Source organism: Nonomuraea sp. CA-141351, from assembly GCF_050944675.1.
Classification (GTDB): domain Bacteria; phylum Actinomycetota; class Actinomycetes; order Streptosporangiales; family Streptosporangiaceae; genus Nonomuraea.
The window spans coordinates 12,288,442-12,306,292 of sequence record NZ_CP191982.1 but is presented as its reverse complement, the minus strand read 5'-3'; the positions used below and the strand labels follow the sequence as shown (position 1 = coordinate 12,306,292).

Annotated in this window: 16 protein-coding genes; 11 read left to right on the top strand and 5 right to left on the bottom strand. The window is 71.6% G+C overall.

Annotated elements, in window-relative coordinates; all coding sequences use genetic code 11:
* Nucleotides 1-101 precede the first annotated feature (101 nt).
* Entirely contained in the window at nucleotides 102-653 is a 552-nt protein-coding gene (locus ACQPWU_RS57895) for an RNA polymerase sigma factor (RefSeq protein WP_433435593.1), read from the top strand.
* Entirely contained in the window at nucleotides 646-1,809 is a 1,164-nt protein-coding gene (locus ACQPWU_RS57890; RefSeq protein ID WP_433435592.1) for a hypothetical protein, read from the top strand. Before ACQPWU_RS57895 ends, ACQPWU_RS57890 begins: the two co-directional genes overlap by 8 nt.
* Here the strand turns inward: ACQPWU_RS57890 and ACQPWU_RS57885 are convergent.
* From ACQPWU_RS57885 to ACQPWU_RS57875, 3 genes are all read right to left on the bottom strand, one after another.
* Nucleotides 1,798-2,592 carry a peptidoglycan recognition protein family protein gene (locus ACQPWU_RS57885; protein ID WP_433435591.1) on the bottom strand — a complete coding sequence of 265 codons (795 nt, stop codon included), beginning with the start codon at nucleotides 2,590-2,592 and terminating at the stop codon, nucleotides 1,798-1,800. The two genes, ACQPWU_RS57890 and ACQPWU_RS57885, sit on opposite strands and share 12 nt — an antisense overlap.
* A 270-nt stretch (nucleotides 2,593-2,862) precedes the next feature.
* On the bottom strand, nucleotides 2,863-4,113 hold the full coding sequence (locus ACQPWU_RS57880; RefSeq protein WP_433435590.1) for a winged helix-turn-helix domain-containing protein: 1,251 nt from the start codon (nucleotides 4,111-4,113) through the stop codon (nucleotides 2,863-2,865).
* Between the two features lie 37 nt (nucleotides 4,114-4,150).
* Nucleotides 4,151-5,533 carry a PLP-dependent aminotransferase family protein gene (locus tag ACQPWU_RS57875; RefSeq protein WP_433435589.1) on the bottom strand — a complete coding sequence of 461 codons (1,383 nt, stop codon included), beginning with the start codon at nucleotides 5,531-5,533 and terminating at the stop codon, nucleotides 4,151-4,153.
* A 181-nt stretch (nucleotides 5,534-5,714) separates the two neighbouring features.
* Here ACQPWU_RS57875 and ACQPWU_RS57870 point away from each other — a divergent pair, with 181 nt between their 5' ends.
* From ACQPWU_RS57870 to ACQPWU_RS57860, 3 genes are all read left to right on the top strand, one after another.
* Nucleotides 5,715-6,593 (top strand): NAD-dependent epimerase/dehydratase family protein, encoded by an 879-nt coding sequence (locus ACQPWU_RS57870; RefSeq protein WP_433435588.1) that lies wholly within the window; start codon nucleotides 5,715-5,717, stop codon nucleotides 6,591-6,593.
* Nucleotides 6,594-6,682: 89 nt separating this feature from the next.
* Entirely contained in the window at nucleotides 6,683-7,306 is a 624-nt protein-coding gene (locus ACQPWU_RS57865) for an alpha-ketoglutarate-dependent dioxygenase AlkB (protein ID WP_433435587.1), read from the top strand.
* 91 nt (nucleotides 7,307-7,397) lie between these two features.
* Entirely contained in the window at nucleotides 7,398-8,741 is a 1,344-nt protein-coding gene (locus ACQPWU_RS57860) for a bifunctional transcriptional activator/DNA repair enzyme AdaA (protein WP_433435586.1), read from the top strand.
* Between the two features lie 3 nt (nucleotides 8,742-8,744).
* On the opposite strand, the gene ACQPWU_RS57855 is transcribed toward ACQPWU_RS57860, so the two are convergent.
* Nucleotides 8,745-9,740, bottom strand: a complete 996-nt coding sequence (locus ACQPWU_RS57855) for a helix-turn-helix transcriptional regulator (protein ID WP_433435585.1) — start codon at nucleotides 9,738-9,740, stop codon at nucleotides 8,745-8,747.
* A 119-nt stretch (nucleotides 9,741-9,859) separates the two neighbouring features.
* On the opposite strand from ACQPWU_RS57855, the gene ACQPWU_RS57850 reads away from it, so the two are divergent.
* Complete coding sequence (locus ACQPWU_RS57850) at nucleotides 9,860-10,984, top strand: hypothetical protein (protein WP_433435584.1); 1,125 nt, start codon at nucleotides 9,860-9,862, stop codon at nucleotides 10,982-10,984.
* Between the two features lie 198 nt (nucleotides 10,985-11,182).
* The gene (locus ACQPWU_RS57845; RefSeq protein ID WP_433435583.1) at nucleotides 11,183-11,770 is read left to right on the top strand and encodes a GTP-binding protein; all 588 of its coding nucleotides are present in this window, start codon (nucleotides 11,183-11,185) and stop codon (nucleotides 11,768-11,770) included.
* Here ACQPWU_RS57845 and ACQPWU_RS57840 read toward each other — a convergent pair whose 3' ends face one another.
* The gene (locus ACQPWU_RS57840; protein WP_433435582.1) at nucleotides 11,771-13,120 is read right to left on the bottom strand and encodes an MFS transporter; all 1,350 of its coding nucleotides are present in this window, start codon (nucleotides 13,118-13,120) and stop codon (nucleotides 11,771-11,773) included.
* A 165-nt stretch (nucleotides 13,121-13,285) separates the two neighbouring features.
* Between ACQPWU_RS57840 and ACQPWU_RS57835 the strand changes: the two genes are divergently transcribed.
* From ACQPWU_RS57835 to ACQPWU_RS57820, 4 genes are all read left to right on the top strand, one after another.
* A complete protein-coding gene (locus ACQPWU_RS57835) occupies nucleotides 13,286-13,963 on the top strand; it encodes a GntR family transcriptional regulator (RefSeq protein ID WP_433435581.1) in 678 nt (225 codons plus the stop codon).
* A gap of 105 nt (nucleotides 13,964-14,068) precedes the next feature.
* Nucleotides 14,069-14,968, top strand: a complete 900-nt coding sequence (locus ACQPWU_RS57830) for a dihydrodipicolinate synthase family protein (protein WP_433435580.1) — start codon at nucleotides 14,069-14,071, stop codon at nucleotides 14,966-14,968.
* Entirely contained in the window at nucleotides 14,965-16,020 is a 1,056-nt protein-coding gene (locus ACQPWU_RS57825) for an exo-alpha-sialidase (protein ID WP_433435579.1), read from the top strand. Before ACQPWU_RS57830 ends, ACQPWU_RS57825 begins: the two co-directional genes overlap by 4 nt.
* Nucleotides 16,017-17,657 (top strand): hypothetical protein, encoded by a 1,641-nt coding sequence (locus ACQPWU_RS57820; RefSeq protein WP_433435578.1) that lies wholly within the window; start codon nucleotides 16,017-16,019, stop codon nucleotides 17,655-17,657. Before ACQPWU_RS57825 ends, ACQPWU_RS57820 begins: the two co-directional genes overlap by 4 nt.
* The last annotated feature ends 194 nt before the right edge of the window (nucleotides 17,658-17,851 follow it).

The following is a 17,851-nucleotide window of genomic DNA, read 5'->3' as shown; positions in this document are numbered from 1 at the left end:
AAGACGAGACGTCGACGGATCAGTCTTCGGGCGTGAAAGTCTGGGGGCGCTTCGGGCAAGAAGGGGCGACCGCCGTTACCCGACCCAGCGGAGACGCCTGCATGGCTGTTCCACCCGACCTGACCGACCCTCCCGATCTACGGGCCGGCTTCGAGCAGATCTTCAACGCCCACTTCGCCGAGATCCACCGCTACATCGCCAGGCGGCTGTCGGACGACACCGCCGACGATCTGGCCGCCGAGGTGTTCCTGGCGGCCTACCGGGGCGGCTACGACGCGTCCAGGGGTGGGGTGCGGCCGTGGTTGTACGGCATCGCCACCCACCTCGTCGCGCGGCATCGCCGTACCGAGATCCGCAGGTGGAAGGCGCTCAGCCGGACCGCAGAACGCGCCGAGCACGACCCCGAGGACGTCGCGCTGGCCCGCGTGGCGGCGGGGGAGCTGATCGGGAGGCTGGCGGAGGCGCTGGCCGGGCTCAACCGTGGGGACCGAGACGTGGTCCTGCTGAGTGCGCTGGGCGAGCTCAGCCACGCCGAGGTCGCCGCGGCCCTTCAGATCCCGGTGGGCACGGTGGCGTCGCGGCTCAACCGGGCACGCAAGAAGCTCCGTAAGACGCTCGGCGAAGTCAACCCCCTGAAGGAGTCCCATGGATGAGCTCGACCTCCTGGCCAGATCGCTGCCCGACGCGCCGCCGCCCTCAGCCGAGGTGGTCGAGCGGGCCCGCGCCCGGCTCTTCGCCGCCCAGCACGAGCCGACCCGGCCGTCCATGAAGTTCGGGCCGGTACGGCGCCGCTTCGGCTGGGGCTGGACCCTTGGGACTGCTGTCGTCACGATCGCCGTCGTCATGGCCGTCGTCACGCTGGTGTCGAACATGACCGCCGTACCCGCGCCCGTGCTGGTGCCGACACGGGGCAACGACGCCCTGCGCCAGTTGGCGGACCAGGTCGCGAAGCTGCCGGACGACACCGGTGCGTACTGGCGTAAATCTCTGATGGATGAGGGCCTGACCCGGGTACGCGCGGGCGGAAGGACCTTCAATGCGCTGGACTCGACGAGAACGGAGTGGTGGGCGCCACGTGACCCGAAGGATCCCGTTCAGACGCGGAGGGAGGAGACAGGACTTCGTCCGGCGACCCCCGCGGACGAGCGCGCGTGGCGGGCGGCCGGGTCTCCCGCCAAGGTCCAGAGAGTGTGCACGCCTGGCACCCGAGCGGCCGACTGTCCGAAAGTGCAGATGAGCTCCAAGCGCCTGGACTGCCAGTACCAGCGCGCGGTCGAGCCGGACGGCGTGCTCGGCGACCGGCGACTGGGCGATCTCACCATGGCGGAGCTCGCCGCCCTGCCCGCCGACGACAAGGGGCTACGGGAGTGGGTGCGCGCCCATTGGCGGCTGGCCAAGGAGACGGACGAGGAGGTGCTCGCCCGCTCCCGTCACCTGCTGGAAATGGCGATCAGGCCCCCTGCCAGGGCTGCCGTCCTGCGCCTGCTCGCCGACCTGCCGGCGACCAGCGTACGGGGCCGCTCCACCGACCCGCTGGGACGGCCTGGCCTTGAGGTGGACTTCGACAAGGGCAACCCTTACTTCGCCGAGTTCGGCAAGGACGACGAGGTGACCGAGGACCACACGACCGTCCTCGATCTGCGCACGGGCGTCATCCTGGCGGACGTCACGGCGGCGGGGGAGAGCACGGAGGGGCTCCCCAAAGGGACCATCATGTACTACACGGCATGGGCGCCGGAGTCCGGCTGGACCGACGACCGCCCCGAGCGGCCCCGCGGCTGCCGCCGCGAGCAGGGCTCACACCCGTAGCAGCGAAGGCCAGGTCTCCGGGCCGACGAACCCGTCCTCCTCGATGCCCTCGGCGTGCTGGAACCCGCGTACCAGCTCGACGAGGCCGGGGTCGCAGCGGGTGGACTTGAGCCAGTCCTCCAGCCCGACCTGCTCATAGGCGGACACGGGGACCCGGCCCCGGGCGAACAGGCAACCTCTGACGGTCTTGACGTCGTAGTTGTCGTCGCCGAGCCGGATCATCGGCAGGTCCTTCACGATCTCCTCCGTCCAGGAGAGTTTGCCCTCGATCCGGGCGGCGACGGCCGCCCGGAAGTCGTTCATGTCGATGGAGTGGGGGTCCGGCTTGGACGTGTTGACCTCGCGGTGCGCCTTCACGCGCGAGGCGGGCAGGCCGAACTCGCGGCACAGCTCCGCGCACAGCCGGATATAGGCGTCCTTCTGGGCGTCGGGCCAGGGCTGGGTGCCGTTGTTCTCGGCCTCGATGCCGATCGAGCTGGAGTTGTCGTGGTAGGGCGAGGTCGAGGGGGCGTTGTGCCAGCAGCGTCCCGCCGCGATGACGTAGATGTGGCCGGACCTGCCGAGCCCGAAGTGCGACAGCGGCCCGTCGAGGCCGGGGCGGCCGTCGCGCACGGCGGCGAGCGACGGGTAGTCGCCGCCGCCGGCCGGGCCCGCGGTGTGGTGGCACACGATGCCCTGCACCTCGGGCTGCGGCCCGTGCCCGCGGGTCTTCCACCCGGCCACTTCGGTCACCGGGCTGCCCGTGCTCCGGGCGACGTCGGCCAGCTGGGTCAAGTACGGCATGAGGGACCTCCGTAAAGCGTTTCCTCGATCTCGCCGATCGGCCCCTTCTGCCCGGCCCGCGGCGCGGATCACCATGGGCCACAGGACGGGCGCGGTCTTCCGCTGAGCACCGCCTCCGTGAAACCGGCACCGTCGCGCGGGCGATGGAGCGGAGGCGCTGGTCAGGCGCCCCTGAAGGATCCATCGCCAGGTGGTGCCGACGGGGATGGGGTGAATGATCGCGGCTTTCGTGATGATCGAGGCTCGTGCTTGCAGGTCCTTAGCATGCCCCTAATTGGGGGCGATTGTCGGTAATTCGCGGGATCTTGGGCTGGACCGCCATGGCGCTGAAACGGTGTCGGCGTAGGAGACCTCGCGTGCTCCGGCGAACGCGGCAAGCTCCGCGATCGCCGCGCCGATGGCCCGGACGGACGCCTCGTCGCCCGGGAAGCCCGGCTCCGGGAACACACCCTCGATCTCCAGCACGCCCCGGCGGCGGTCAAGACGCGGCACGAGGCGCCCGACCAGCCGCTCGCCGTGCAGGATCGGCATGATGTAGTAGCCGTACTGCCGCTTGTGCTTGGGCACGTACATCTCCGTGCGGAACTCGAAGCCCCACAGCCGCACGGTGCGGGCCCGGTCGCAGATGAGGTTGTCGAACGGCGACAACAGCGTGGTGCGCGGCTGCCAGTCCTGATCGAGCAGGCCCAGGGCGTCGCGGTGCACGTACCAGCGCTCCGGCCCGCCCTCGACCTCGGCGGGCACGACGTGGCCCGAGTGCTCCAGCTCCTGCAGGATCTCGGCGAGGCCGGGATAGCGGTCGCGGATGAAGTGGCGCTCGATGTCGGCGGCACGGGCCACGCCCAGCGCACGCAGGGCGTGCTCGGCCGCCAGCGACACCGCCTCCCGCCGCGGCAGCGGGGCGGCGCCGGACGCCCACGTGGGCAGCCAGCGCTCGGCCAGGTCCCACTGGCGTGTGCGGCCCGCCCTCCCCGCGACCATGATCTGGCCCTGGAACCACAGGAAGTCGAGCATCCGCTCGACGCCGCGGCCGTTGGTCCACCCGGTGGACTGCCAGGCCACGCTCACGCGGCCCTCGAACGCCCCGGGCGGCAGCGGCCCCGCCTCGCGTAACCGGTCGAGCACGTGCTGACGCAGCTCGTCGTTGGCCGTGAGCCAGTCGCGGACCCGCTGCGCGTAGGTCGACTCTCCCCGTGGGTAGCCGCGCATCATGACGTGGTGGATCGGATAGTCCTCCGCCAGCACGATGGACGCGGCATGCGCCCAGTATTCGAAGAGCCACCGCTCCTTCCACAGCAGCGCGTCGAGGCCTGCGGGGTCGTAGGCCCCGACCCGGCTCCAGAGCACCAGCAGGTGGCTGCGGGCCACCACGTTGATCGGGTCGAGCTGCAGGCACCGCAACGTGCGCAGCACCTGCCGCAGCCCGTCGACGTCGCCGCCGGGCCGCGGCCCGGCCAGGTGCTGACACGTCACGGCCAGCCGTCGCGCGGTCTCCAGGCTGAGGGCCAGGGGGTTCGGCATGGCCAGCAGTGTAATCGAAAAAGAGTTCGACGATGTCTCACCCGAGCCCGCGGATCAGCGCGTCGAGGGCGGCCGGGTAGGCGTGGGCCGGTGGCGTGGCGTATCCGACGACCAGCGATGGCGGGTGACGGTCGCCGCGCGCGTACCGGCCGAGCGAATGGGTGTCGACCGAGGCCGCGCGCAACGCCTCCAGGGCGGCCTGCTCCGTAAGGCCCGAGGGGAGTTCGAGCACGGCGTGCAGGCCCGCGTCGATGCCGCGGACGCGGGCGCCCGGCAGGCCGGATCGTACGGCCGCGACCAGAGTGTCCCGGCGTCGCCGGTAACCGCGGCGCACGGTTCGCAGGTGGTGGTCGTAGTCGCCCACGTCGATCATGCGCGTGAGTGCCAGCTGGTCCAGGGGGTGGGTCTCGCGGGCCCGGCGTTTGGCCTCCGTCAGGGGCTCCAGCAACAGGGGCGGGCAGGCGATCCAGCCCAGTCGTACGGCGGGGCCGATGGTCTTGCTGGTCGAGCCGACGTACACGATGCGGGACGGGCGGCGGGACTGGAGCGCGGCGATCGGATGCCGGTCGTAGCGGAACTCGCCGTCGTAGTCGTCCTCGACGATCCACCCGAGGCTGTCGTCCGCCCACGCCAGCAGCTCGGACCGGCGCTCCGGCGCCATGCTCATCCCCAGCGGGAACTGGTGCGCCGGGGTGCAGACGGCCACCTCGGCGCCCGACGCGCGCAACGCGTCCACGCGCAGGCCCGCGCAGTCGACGGGGATGTCGGCGACGCGCAGGCGGCCGGCGAGCAGGCGGACATGGTCGTCGGTGGCCGGGTCCTCCATCCCCGCGGTGCGCACGCCCAGCTCGGCGAAGACCTCCGCCAGCAGGCCGAGCGCCTGCGTGTAGCCCGAGCACACGATCAGGTTCGCCGGGTCGATCCGTACGCCGCGCGTCCGGCCGAGATACGACGCCAGGGCTGTACGCAGCTCGATCCGCCCCCGCGGGTCGCCGAAGCCGAACACCTCGGTCGGCGCCTCCCTCAGGACGTGCCGCATCGCACGGGCCCACGCCTGGCGGGGGAACGCGTACGCGTCCGGGCGCCCGGGCCGCAGGTCATGACGCGGCGAAGCTCTCAGAGCGACCGCCTCCGCCGTGCCTTCCGCGACTCGGGACTCCGCGGTGCCCTCCGCCACGCGGGTGCCCGAGCCCTGCCGCGCCGTCAGCCAGCCCTCGGCGACCAACTGCTCGTACGCCTGCGTCACCGTCCCCCGCGAGAGCCCGAGCTGGGCGGCGAGATCCCGGCTCGAGGGCAGGCGCGCCCCTGCCACGAGCCGCCCGCCGCGGATCGCGGTCCGCAACGCCTCCTCCAGCGCCCTGCGGCGGGAACCCCAGCCGGACAGGTCCAGCGGGAGCTCGGGCCCAAGTGTCTCCGCCATCAAATTGGTCCAATTTCCCGGCCGACAACTGGTCCATAGTAATGGGACGATCGCCCCCTAGCCTGGCCGGGTGAGTGTCGATCAACAGGGGCTTTCCCGTGGCCTGAGCCTGCTCATGGCGCTGGCGTGCGGGCCCGCCCGCTCCCGCCACCGTTCGCGTCTCATAACCTGAGGAACCATCATGCATGTCTTCGTCGCAGGCGCCGCGGGCGCCATCGGCCGCTACCTCGTCCCCCAGCTGATCGAGGCCGGTCACCGCGTCACGGGCACCTCCCGTACCGAATCCGGCCTCGACCGGCTGCGCGCCCAGGGTGCCACCGCCGTGCGGCTGGACGTCTTCGACGCCGATGCGGTCGCCCGCGCGGTGGCCGACGCGTCCCCTGACGCGATCGTTCACCAGCTGACCGCGCTGAACGGCGGCAACCCCGCCGACAACGGCCGCATCCGAAGGATCGGCACCCGCAACCTGGTCGACGCCGCGAAGCTCGCCGGTGTGTCCCGCATCGTCGCCCAGTCCATCGCCTGGGCCTACGCGCCGGGCGACGGCCCGGCCACGGAGGACACGCCCCTGGACGTGACCGCGCCCGCCCCGCGCTCGAACGTGATCGGCGGCATCCAGGCCCTGGAGGAGGCCGTCACCGAGCTGGACGAGCACGTCGTGCTCCGCTACGGCCTCTTCTACGGACCGGGCACGTGGTACCGGCCCGGTGGCCTCGTGGCGGACGTGCTGCGTAACGGCGGCCCCACCGACGACCCGGCCTCGGTCTTCCTCGGTGACCTGGCGGCCGACGACGCGGTCACCTCTTTCGTGCACGTCGAGGACGCGGCAAGCGCCACCGTCGCGGCGCTCCGCTGGCCGCGCGGGACCGTCAACATCGTGGACGACGAGCCCGCGCCCGCCCGCGAGTGGCTGCCCGCGCTGGCCGCCGCCGTCGGGGCTCCCGCCCCCGCTCCCACCGGCGGGCGGGCCGACTGGCAGCGCGGCGCCGACAACACCCTCGCCCGCTCTCTCGGGTGGACGCCCCGGCACTCCACCTGGCGCACGGGGTTCATGAGCTAGACACCGACCGGTGTTGTCCGTATCTGGCCGGACTCGTCCCGAGGCCCGCGTCCACCATGGCTCGGGTACGCGACATCGGGAGGTCCACGTTGCAACCGCCGCTCTTCCTGGAGACGGACCCGGCTGCGGAGGAGCCGCGGTTCGATCCCACGTTCGCCGCCGCGCGCCGTGTCCAGCTCGACGCCACCTCCTGGGTCGAACACGTCCCAGGCTGGCTGCGCGGCAGCCGGCGGCTGCTCGAATCGCTGTCGGCGAAGGCCGGGTGGGAGCAGCGCGACCGGTGGATGTTCGACAAGAAGTACGCCGAGCCCCGGCTCACCGCCGAGTACACGGACCTGGCCGACGTGCCGGAGCCCTTGCTGCTCGCGATCACCGCCGCGCTGTCGGAGCACTACGGGGTGCCGTACGACGGGCTCTGGATCAACCTCTACCGCGACCACCGCGACAGCACCGGCTGGCACGGCGACTGGCAGACCTGCAAGCGGGACGAATGCGTCGTCCCGGTCCTGAGCCTCGGCGCGACCCGGCGGTTCCTGCTCAAACCGAGGACCGGAGGGCGCAGCGTCGTGCTGACGCCGGCCTCCGGGGACCTGGTGGTGATGGGCGGCAGGTGCCAGCGTGACTGGCGGCACTGCGTGCCCAAGCAGGCCGCTCCGGCAGGCGTGCGGATCAGCGTCAACTTCTCCAGCCGCCTCCAGGCCACTCGCGGGTGACCGTGTCCGGGTCCAGCCGCTTCCCGGCCCCGCCGGTGACCGTGTCCGAATTCGGCCGGTGGACGGGCCGCGGGTGACGTAAACCTAGGGCATGACCACGTACTCCGCCGTCGTCACCACCGGCATCTACTGCCGGCCGGGGTGCGGCGCCAAGCCGCTGGCCCGCAACACGCGCACGTACGAGCACCCGGCCGTCGCCGAGGCCGCCGGGTTCCGGGCGTGCCTGCGCTGCCGGCCCTACCGGGTGGCCGCGCCGATCGCGGCGGGCGCACCCGAACTGGTGTGCCGGGCGTGGCAGCTGATCATCGACGGTGTGCTGGACGACGGCACCGAGGCGGGGCTGGCGGCGCGGATGGGCATGTCGCCGCGGCACCTGCGCCGGCTGTTCATCAAGCACCTCGGGGCGACCCCGGACCAGCTCGCCCGTTCGCGGCGGGCGCACTTCGCCCGGCGCCTCCTGGACGACACCGATCTGACGGTGCTGGACGTGGCCTTCGCCTCGGGGTTCGGGAGCCTGCGGCAGTTCAACAGGACCATGCGGGAGGTGTTCCGGGCCTCGCCGACCGACCTGCGCGACCGGCGGCGCCGTGCCGACCGGCTGGTCGCCGACGGCGGGCTGGTGCTGCGGCTGCCGTTCGTGCCCGGTTACGACTGGACGGCCGTGCGGGACTTCCTCGGCGTACGGGCCGTGCCGGGGGTCGAGGAGGTGGACGGTGACACCTACCGCCGCACGATCACCGTGGACGGCGCACCGGGGGTGCTGGAGGTGTCGCCGGGCGACGACGGGCACCTGCTGCTCCGCGCTCACCTGCCGTACTGGGAGGGGCTGATCCACGTGGTGGGGCAGGTGGGGCGGATGCTCGGCGTGGACGCCGACCACACGGCTGGGGTGGCGGCGCTGTCGGCTGACCCGGTGCTCGGCCCGCTGGTGCGGGCGCGCCCCGGGCTCGCCGTGCCGGCGGCGTGGGGCGCTCAGGAGGCCGGCGTCCGGGCCGTGCTCGGGCGCGGCAGGACCCCGCGGGAGGCGGCGGACCGGCTGGGGGCGCTCGTGACCAGGCTGGGGGCGAGGGTGCCCGGGCTGCCCGGCGGCCTCACGCACACGTTCCCCGACGCCGCCGCGATCGTCCAGGCCGAGGTCACCGAGGAGGAAGCGGCCTTGATCGGACTGCTGGCGGCCGACGTCGCCCGTGGCCACGGGGCGCTCGACCACGGCACCAGCCTGGACGCCCTGGCCACTCTGTCCTACGCCGATCACGACCTGCGCCACGACCTGGCCTTCCGGCTCGGGAGCCGGGAGGCGTTCCCGCTGGGCGACGCGTCCCTCCGCGCCGCGCTGGCCGACCTCGGCCTCGGCCCCGCCACCTGCCGGGAACGGTGGCGCCCATGGCGGTCACTGGCGGCGGCCCACCTGATGGCCTGTGGCGACGCCCGGTGAGTATCAGGAGTCCGTACCCCACCAGCCGCGGCGCGCGGCGAGCAGCCCGGCCTGGAACCGGGTGCGGGCGCCCAGCCGGTCCATCAGCTCGCTGACCCGCCGGTGCACGGTACGCAGGCTCACCCCGAGCTGACGCGCCACGGCCTCGTCCTTGAGCCCGGCCGCCAGCAGCGCGAACAGCTCCGGATCCGGCAGGTCCGCGGGGGAGGGGGAGGCCGCCAGGGGCTTGAGCGGCAGCGGCAGCGCCGACCGCCACAGGACCTCGAACAGGGTGACCAGCGCGTCGAGCAACGTCGAGGAGTGCACGATGACCGCGCTGTCGGCGTAGGCGGAGGCGTCGGTGCTCAGCGGCAGGATCGCGGTCTTCCTGTCGGCGATGGCCAGCTTCATCGGCACCTCGGGGCTGACCCTGGCCTGCTCTCCGGCCGCCGCCGACTCCTGGGCGAGGCGCAGCTTGCCGGGGATCTCCAGCGCCGAGGCGTCATAGATGCCGCGTATCAGGAGGCCGTGCGCGAGGCGATCCATCTCGGCGGCGTTCTGCTGGGTGGGGTCCTGGGCGTACGGTGGCCGGTCCAGCACCAGGAGCTCCTCGGTCGCGATCTGCTGCAGCTGTGTGAAGCGCTGCACCACGGCCGCCTGACCCTGCACGACCTCGACCAGCTCCTCGGGAGCCAGGTTCTCCGTCCGCGGTGTCTCGGCGAGCAGCGTGAGCGCGGCCAGCCGCGCCTGGGCCAGCCCCTCTTCGCGGCGGGAGATGAGGGCGGCCACCGCCACGTCGGGCCTGGTCGGCACGTACCGGACAGGACGGCCCGCCATGCGGCTGACCAGGCCGAGCGCCTCGAGCCTGGAGAAGGCCCGGCGCAGGGCCACCGTGGTACGGCCGGTGCGCGCGGCCAGCTCTGGCAGCGTGGTACGCGGCCGGCGCAGCAGGTCTCGGTAGAGCCGCTCGTCTTCTGCGTCTACTCCGACCGCCGCGAGCGCGTTGTCGTCCGTGTTCATGATCCATCAGTGTGTCAGATACCTGCAATGGCACAAACCTGCCGTCATTTGAGCTAGCCCGGGCGCTCCGCTCACCGATAGGACGGAGTCCGTAAGACCGGCTTGTCGGGGAGGCAGTGTTGAAGAAGGCATTAACTATCGGACTCGCGACCGCGTTGGCGGTCCTGTCGGCCGCCACGCCCGCCGTCGCGGGAGACGATCCCGCCGGCGACGGCCTCGCAGGCTGGCGTCAGCCGAGCTGCCATACGGTCACTGGCGACGGGTCGGTGACGTACACGCGGAACGACGGCAGGACGATCGCATCCACCAGCCAGGTGCTGCGGCCGGTCGTCTACACCACCGGACTCGTCGCACTCGACCGTCCGAACGAACTGCTCGCCATGTCCAACAACCAGCTGCTGAGCTCGAAGGACGCGGGCTGCACCTGGACGGCGGCCGGCGAGGTGAGCGGCAGGCACATCGAGCTGGCCGCGGCTCGGGACGGCCTGGCCTACGCCTGGGACCGCGACGGCGACATCACGCTCGCGACGCCCGGCGGCGTCACCCCGCTCACCTCACCAGCCGGCGAGCTGGTCGGCCTCGGCACGGACCGGCGCCGCGGCGACCACCTGCGGGTGGCCGACGGTTCCGGCCGGCTGTACGACTCGGGGGACGGCGGGCGTACGTGGCAGCCCATCGGCGTGCCCGCGTGGCCGCAGAGCGACCTGCTCATGGTCTACACCGCGGTGTTCGACCCGTACGACCTGGACCACGTGGTGCTGGGCGCGTCGGACACCGGCGCCCGCGTCACCTTCGACGGCGGCCGCACCTGGACCACGTCCAGCGGCCTGACCCAGACCGGCAACAAGATCAACGTGTTCAGCGCCGCGATCTCCCCGGCCGCCCCGAACGTCGTGTACGCGATGGGGCTCGACATCGCCGAGTCGGAGGCGGGTGCGCCGTCCGGCGGCCGGCACATCTACCGGTCGGATGACGGCGGCCGGCGCTTCACCCGCGTCGTGGACCAGGGCGACGGGGTCACACTTGTCAACGGTCCGCTGCTCGTCCCGCACCCGACGGACCCGGGCGTGCTCTATTTCGACTTCGGCACGGGGTGGTCGGGCATCGGCACGGACATCTACAAGTACGACTCCCGGCTGAACCGGGTCACCATCAACCACAACTCCTATGACCGGGTCACCTCCATCGCCTTCAACCCCTCGAACCCGAGGGTGATGTACCTGGGGGTGGCTGAGGAGGTGTGACGATGTTCTGTTACGGGTGACCGGTTTCAGGGCGGTTGTCTGTTCTTGTGGTACTCGTGATGCTACGGTGAGTGTTGTTCATGTTCGCACACTGTCGTGAAGCAGACACAGTAAGTCGCGGGGCTTAGGCCATGCCTGACCGCCTCCGCCCTGAGGACCCCCCAATGCAAGAAGACGTACCTCGACGGACCCGGCGAAGTGCCTTCCACTACCTCTGGTGACGTACGAGAAACCGCAGTCGACGCGCTGAAAATCGTGATCGTCGGTGGCTTCGGCGTGGGCAAGACGACCATGGTCGGCTCGGTGAGCGAGATCCGCCCGCTCAGCACCGAAGAGATCATGACCCAGGCCGGCGAGGCCGTCGACGACGCCGGCCGGGTGCGGGCCAAGACCACCACGACGGTCACCTTCGACTTCGGCCGGATCACGGTGACCGCCGGCAAGGTGCTGTACCTGTTCGGCGCGCCGGGGCAGCAGCGCTTCTGGTTCGGGTGGGACCAGCTGTTCGCCGGCAGCCTCGGCGCGGTCGTCCTGGTGGACACTCGGCGCCTGCAGGACTCCTGGTACTCCATCGATTGGCTGGAGCGCCACCGGACGCCGTTCGTCGTCGCCGTCAACCGCTTCGCCGACGGCCCTTCGCTGGACGCCGTGCGCGAGGCGCTCGCGCTGTCGCCCGAGGTCCCGCTCATCGAGTGCGACGCGCGCAAACGCCCCTCGTGCATGCATGTGCTCATCACGCTCATGAAGCACATCGCCCGCACCCGGCCGGGGGCGTACGAGCCCTGATCAGCGCACGGTCTCGCCCGTGGCGCTGAGGTCGCGGCGGAAGGACTCCGGCGCCTTGTACACCGCGAACATCGTGATCAGGGCGCCGATCATGACGTACGCGGCGACCAGCGGCCAGCGGGAGCCGTCCTGACCGGCCAGCGCCGTGGCGATGAACGGGGTCAGGCCGCCCGCGAAGATGGAGGCGATCTCGCGGCCCGCCGCGGCGCCCGTGTAGCGGCGCTCGGCGGGGAACAACTCGGCGAAGAACGCCGGCTGGATGGCGTTGATGGCGTTGTGCCCGAAGTTGAGGATCAGCACGTACCCGAGCACGATCAGCACCATCGACCCGCTGTGCAGCATGGCGAAGAACGGGAAGGCCATCACGAACACCACGACGGCGCCGAAGAAGTAGATCGGCCGCCGCCCGACGCGGTCGGAGATCGCGGCGAACACGCCGTGGCTGACGAAGGAGAGCACGGCGGCGATGAGGATCGCGTTGTTCAGCTGGGTCTTCTCGAGGCCGAGCGCGCTGGTGCCGTAGGACAGCGCGAACACCGTGAGCAGGAAGTACGGCACGGACTCGGCGAACCGCAGGCCGATGATCAGCAGCAGGTTGCGCCAGTCGTCCACGAAGATCGTACGGATGGGCCCGCGCTTGGGGCGCTCGGCCTCCGCGGCGGCCGTCCCGCTCTCCTGGTCCGCGGCCACAGCCTTGGTGAAGACCGGTGTCTCGTGCAGGCTGCGCCGCATCCAGAACGTCACGACGAGGACCACGGCCGACAGCAGGAACGGGATCCGCCAGCCCCAGCTCAGCAGCTGATCGTCGGGGAGCGTGTAGACGTACGCGAAGATCCCGGTGATGAGGATCTGTGCGGAGAACCCGCCGGTGTTGGGCCAGGCGCTGAAGAATCCGCGGCGGTTCGGCGGTGCCGACTCCAGCACGATGATCATCGAGCCGCCCCACTCGCCGCCGACCGCGAACCCCTGCAGCAACCGCAGCGCCACCAGCAGGACGGGTGACCAGATCCCGATCGTGCCGAATCCCGGCAGCAGTCCGATGAGGATGGTGCTGAGTCCCATCAGGGTGAGCGTGACCATCAGGGTGGACTTGCGGCCGTGCCGGTCGCCCCGGCTCCCGAAGAACAGCCCGCCCAACGGCCTGGCGAGGAATCCGACGGCGAAGGTGCCGAATGCGGAGAGCGTGGCCACGAAGCCGCTGGCGTCGGGGAAGAACACCTTCGGGAAGACGACGGCGGCGGCTGTTCCGTAGACGAGGAAGTCGTAGTACTCCAGCGTGTTGCCGAGGAAGCTGGAGGCCGTGACCTTCCAGGTGTAGCGGGCATCTGTCTTCGGAAGGGTCGCGACCATGGCGCCTCCCTTTCTGCTGGCGGCTTTCTGTTTCCGCAGTGGTTCAGTTGTCGCACACTATTACTTGGATGACGGTTAACCGTCAACAGTCATCCGTTAACGTTGACCGTATGCAGTTGTGCGGGATAGTCTCCGGTCGGGCGGAGACTCACGAGAGGAGAGCAGGTGTCGATCACCAATCCGTTGCGCAATCCACCGCTCGGAGATCAGCTGCTCGCCCAGCTTCGCTCGCTCATCGTGCGTGGCGAGCTCAGCGTGGACACGCACCTGGTCGAGGGCCGGATCGCGGAGCAATTCGGAGTGAGCCGCGGGCCGGTCCGTGACGCGCTTCGCCAGCTGGAGATCGAGGGGCTGGTGGAGACGCGCAGGCGGGGCGTCTTCGTCCGCGGCCTGTCTGACCAGGACCTTCGTGAACTCTACGCGCTTCGTGGCGCACTCGAGAGCCTGGCCATCAAGGAGGCCGTCGCGCGCCTCGACGCCGCCGACTGGTCCGCGATCGACGAGGCGGTCGAGCAGATGCGGGCCGCGGCCGACGGCTCCGACGCCGCCAAGTTCGCCGCCGCCGACCTCGACTTCCACAGCGGCTTCTACACGATCGGCGACAACCGCTGGCTCACCGCCACCTGGGCGCTGCACCGGCCGTTGTTCGCGGCGGTGCTGGAGATCACCAACACCGACCGTGACCTGGTGCCCGTCGCCCAGGACCACGCCGACCTCAGGGACATCGTCCGCTCGGGCGACGTCGATGCCGCGCTGGCCGCACTCACCGCCCACCTCGACGGATCCTGCGCCCGGATCCGCGCGACGCTGATCGAGCGGGAGCGCGCCCAGCCCGCCCTCTGACCTGCCCCCCTTCTGCCCTGGGTCCGCCCGGGGTCCCGTCCGCCTGCCATCAATGACGTACCGAGGCATCGCCGTGCCTCATCATCGACGAACCGAGGCTTTGCCATGCCACAAAACACCGCCATGCCGGCGAACATCCGGCCCCGCGCCGAAGTCCTGGCCGCCGTCCCGACCCTCTTCGACGAGGCCGGCGAGCTCGACCACGCCGCCACCAAGGCCCACTTCGCGGATCTCGCGCGCCGCGTCGACGGTGTCTTCGTGTGCGGCACCACCGGCGAGTTCCCCGCGCTCGACCGCGCGGAGCGCCGTGCCGTCGCCGAGATCGCGCTGGCCGTGTTCGGTCCCGAGCGGGTCGTGGTGCACGTCGGCGCCGCGGCCACCCGGGAGGCGGTGGCGCTGACCCGCGACGCCGTGGCGCTCGGGGCGCGCAGGCTGGCCACACTGACCCCGTACTACCTGCCTGCCGACAACGGCGCCGTGCTCAGGCACTTCGCCGCTGTGACGGAGGCGGCGGGTCCCGCCGCCGTCTACGGCTACCTCTTCAGCGAGCGCTCCGGCGTGGTCGTCGAGCCCGCCGACTTCGCTGCGATCGCCGGTGAGACCGGGCTGGCCGGGGCCAAGCTGAGCGGCCTGGCGGCCGAGCGGTTCGCGGAGTACCGCGCGGCGCTGCCGGACTCCGCCCGGCTGTGGTCGGGCTCGGACACCAAGCTCGCCGAGGTCGTCCGGGGCGGTGGCGCGGGGGTCGTCTCCGGGCTGTCGGCGGCGTTCCCCGAGCCGTTCGCGCTGCTCGCCGACTCCGTGGCGAGCGGAGACGCCGACGCGGAACGGTCCGCGCAGGCCCGGGTGGACGAGGTGCTGGCCGCGCTGGGCGGCACCGTGGAGGGAATCAAGCTGGCGCTGAGCCACCTCGGACGCGGTACGGGCGCACTCCGTATGCCCGCCCCCGAGATCGGCCCCGACATGCGCCGGCACATCGCGCGGCTGGCCGAGACGGTCCTGGGATGATCCACCGGGAGTTCGTGACCATTGACGATCCCCGCTGGACGCAGTGCCACGCGTCCACGCTCGCGGTGGTGGACGGCGCTCCCGTCGTCGCCTGGTTCGCAGGGACCAGGGAGGGCACGCCCGACAACCGCATCCGCATCGCCCGGGGCGGAGAGCTGCGCACCCTGGACACCGGCAGGCACGTCGCGCACTGGAACCCGGTGCTGGCGCCCGGGCCCGACGGCGCGCTGTGGCTGTTCTGCAAGGCTGGCGAGCGTATCTCCGAGTGGGTCACGCTGGTCACCCGCTCGCACGACGCCGGCGCCACGTGGGAGCCGGTGCGCGAGCTCGTCTCCGGAGACGGCTCCGGCGGCCGAGGCCCGGTCAAGAACCCGCCGCTGCTCGCTCCCGGGGGCCGGCGCTGGCTGGCGCCCGGCTCGACGGAGCGGTGGGGTGAGCCGCCCCGCTGGGACCCGTTCGTGGACGTCTCCGACGACGGAGGGCTGAGCTGGACACGCGCGCCGATCCCCGTCGACCACGACGTGCTGGCCGGTGCCGGGCACATCCAGCCCGCGCTGTGGTGGGGCGCGGACGGCCCCGTCGCGCTGATGCGCAGCACCGAGGGGCGGGCGTACCGCTCTGTCTCCCGCGACGGCGGGCGCGCCTGGACGCCCGCCGAGCCCACGGGCCTGCCCAACAACAACAGCGGCCTCACGGCGGTCGCGCTGCCGTCGGGACGGGTGGCCTGCGTGCACAATCCGAGCGCCGAGTCGTGGGGCAGCCGCTGCCCGCTCGTGGTCTCGCTGTCGGACGACGACGGGCTGACCTGGCACCCGGGACCGACCGTGGACGACGGCGTCGTGGCTGTCGATCCGGACGTGCCGCGGCTCCTGGAACCCGGCACCGGGCCCGGGTTCGCGCCTGGTGACGCAGGGGTCGTCACCGGCGGCGTCGCCGAGTACAGCTACCCCTCCGCCGTCCTCACCCCCGATCACCTCCTCGTCACCTACACCTGGCAGCGCAGGGGAATCGTTCTCGCCCGGCTGCCCCTCGCCGATCTGGAGCCGCAATGACCAGTACGTACCGCATGCCCGTACCCCGCCAGGAGCGGCCCGCCGAGCCGCGCACCGCGTACCTGATCGCCAGCGGAGACCTGCGCCTGTCGGCGAACGTCGCCGGCTGGGCCGCGCAGGAAGCCCTCGAAAAGGCGGTCACCTCGGCGTTCGACGACCTCGGCTGGACGGTGGTCCGCGCGCACGAGGCGGACCCCGCCAAGGGCCACGGCTTCATCGACAGCCAGCGGATGGGCCTGGAGGTCTTCAAGACCATCCCGTCCGACGCGCCGCTGATCGTCGCCGAGGCCGTGTGGCAGTACAGCCACCACGTGCTGGCCGGGCTCCGCACCCACCAGGGCCCGATCCTCACCGTCGCCAACTTCGACGGCACGTGGCCGGGACTGGTCGGCCTGCTCGGGCTCAACGCGGGACTGACCAAGATGGGCCGCCCGTACTCGACGATCTGGTCGGTCGACTTCACCGACCGCTACTTCCTGGACGGCATCGCGAGCTGGGTGCAGACCGGCTACATCGTGCACGACTCCTCCCACGTCCGCCCGCTGCCGCCGCTGCCGGCCGGCCCCGAGTCCGAGCTGGGCCTCGCGCTGGCCGAGGAACTGCTGCGTGACAAGGCCATCGTCGGCGTGTTCGACGAGGGCTGCATGGGCATGTACAACGCGATCATCGACGACGAGCTGCTCAACCCCCTCGGCATCTTCAAGGAGCGGCTGTCGCAGAGCGCCCTCTACGCCGAGATGCTCAAGGTGCCGGACGTCGAGGCCAAGGCCGCGCGCGAGTGGCTCGACGCCGCGGGGATGCGCTTCGCCACCGGCTCCGACGAGGCCACCGAGCTCACCGACCGGCAGCTGCACGAGCAGCTCAAGATGTACGTCGCCGCGCTGCGGATCGCCGACGACTTCGGCCTCGACGCCGTCGGGATCCAGTACCAGCAGGGACTGAAGGACCTCACTCCGGCGTCCGACCTGGCGGAAGGGCTGCTCAACAACGTCGTCCGCCCGCCGGTGACCAGCCGCGACGGCACCCGCGTGCTCTACGACGGCGCCCCGCTGCCGCACTTCAACGAGGCCGACGAGGGCGTGGCCGTGGACGCGCTGATCACCAACAGGGTGTGGACGGCCATGGGCCTCGACCCCGCCACCACGCTGCACGACGTGCGCTGGGGCGAGCAGTACGGCGACGACTTCGTCTGGGTCTACGAGATCTCCGGCTCGGTGCCGCCGTCCCACCTGAAGGGCGGGTACGCGGGCGCGGTGAGCCGGCGGCAGAACCCGATGTACTTCCCCGCCGGCGGCGGCACGATCAAGGGCGTGAGCAGGCCGGGCGAGATCGTCTGGTCCCGGCTCTACATCGCCGACGCCCGGCTCCAGCTCGACATCGGCCGCGCCTCCGTCGTGGAACTGCCCGATGAGGAGACCGAGCGGCGGTGGGCGGCGACCAACCCGGAGTGGCCGATCGCGCACGTCGTCCACCACGGGATCGACCGCGACCAGTTCATGGCCCGCCACAAGGCCAACCACGCCCAGGTCGCCTACGCTCCCGACGCCGCCACGGCCGACAAGGCGCTCGTCGCGAAGGCCGCCTTCTTCCACCGCCTCGGCGTGGAGGTGCACGTGTGCGGAGACGTCGACATCTAGGCGCCCGTACGCCTGGGCGGCTCGCCCGCTGCGCGCTCGGCGGGTGCCATGGCTGTCCTGCTGTGCGCATGGCGGCGCCACGGCTGACCCGCTGGACGCACAGTGGCGCCATGGCTGTCCCTGTCGATACCGGTCGAAGACCTGGCTGCGGCGCGTGGTCGGCCGCCGTGCGTCGTCGACCGTGGGGCGAAGGT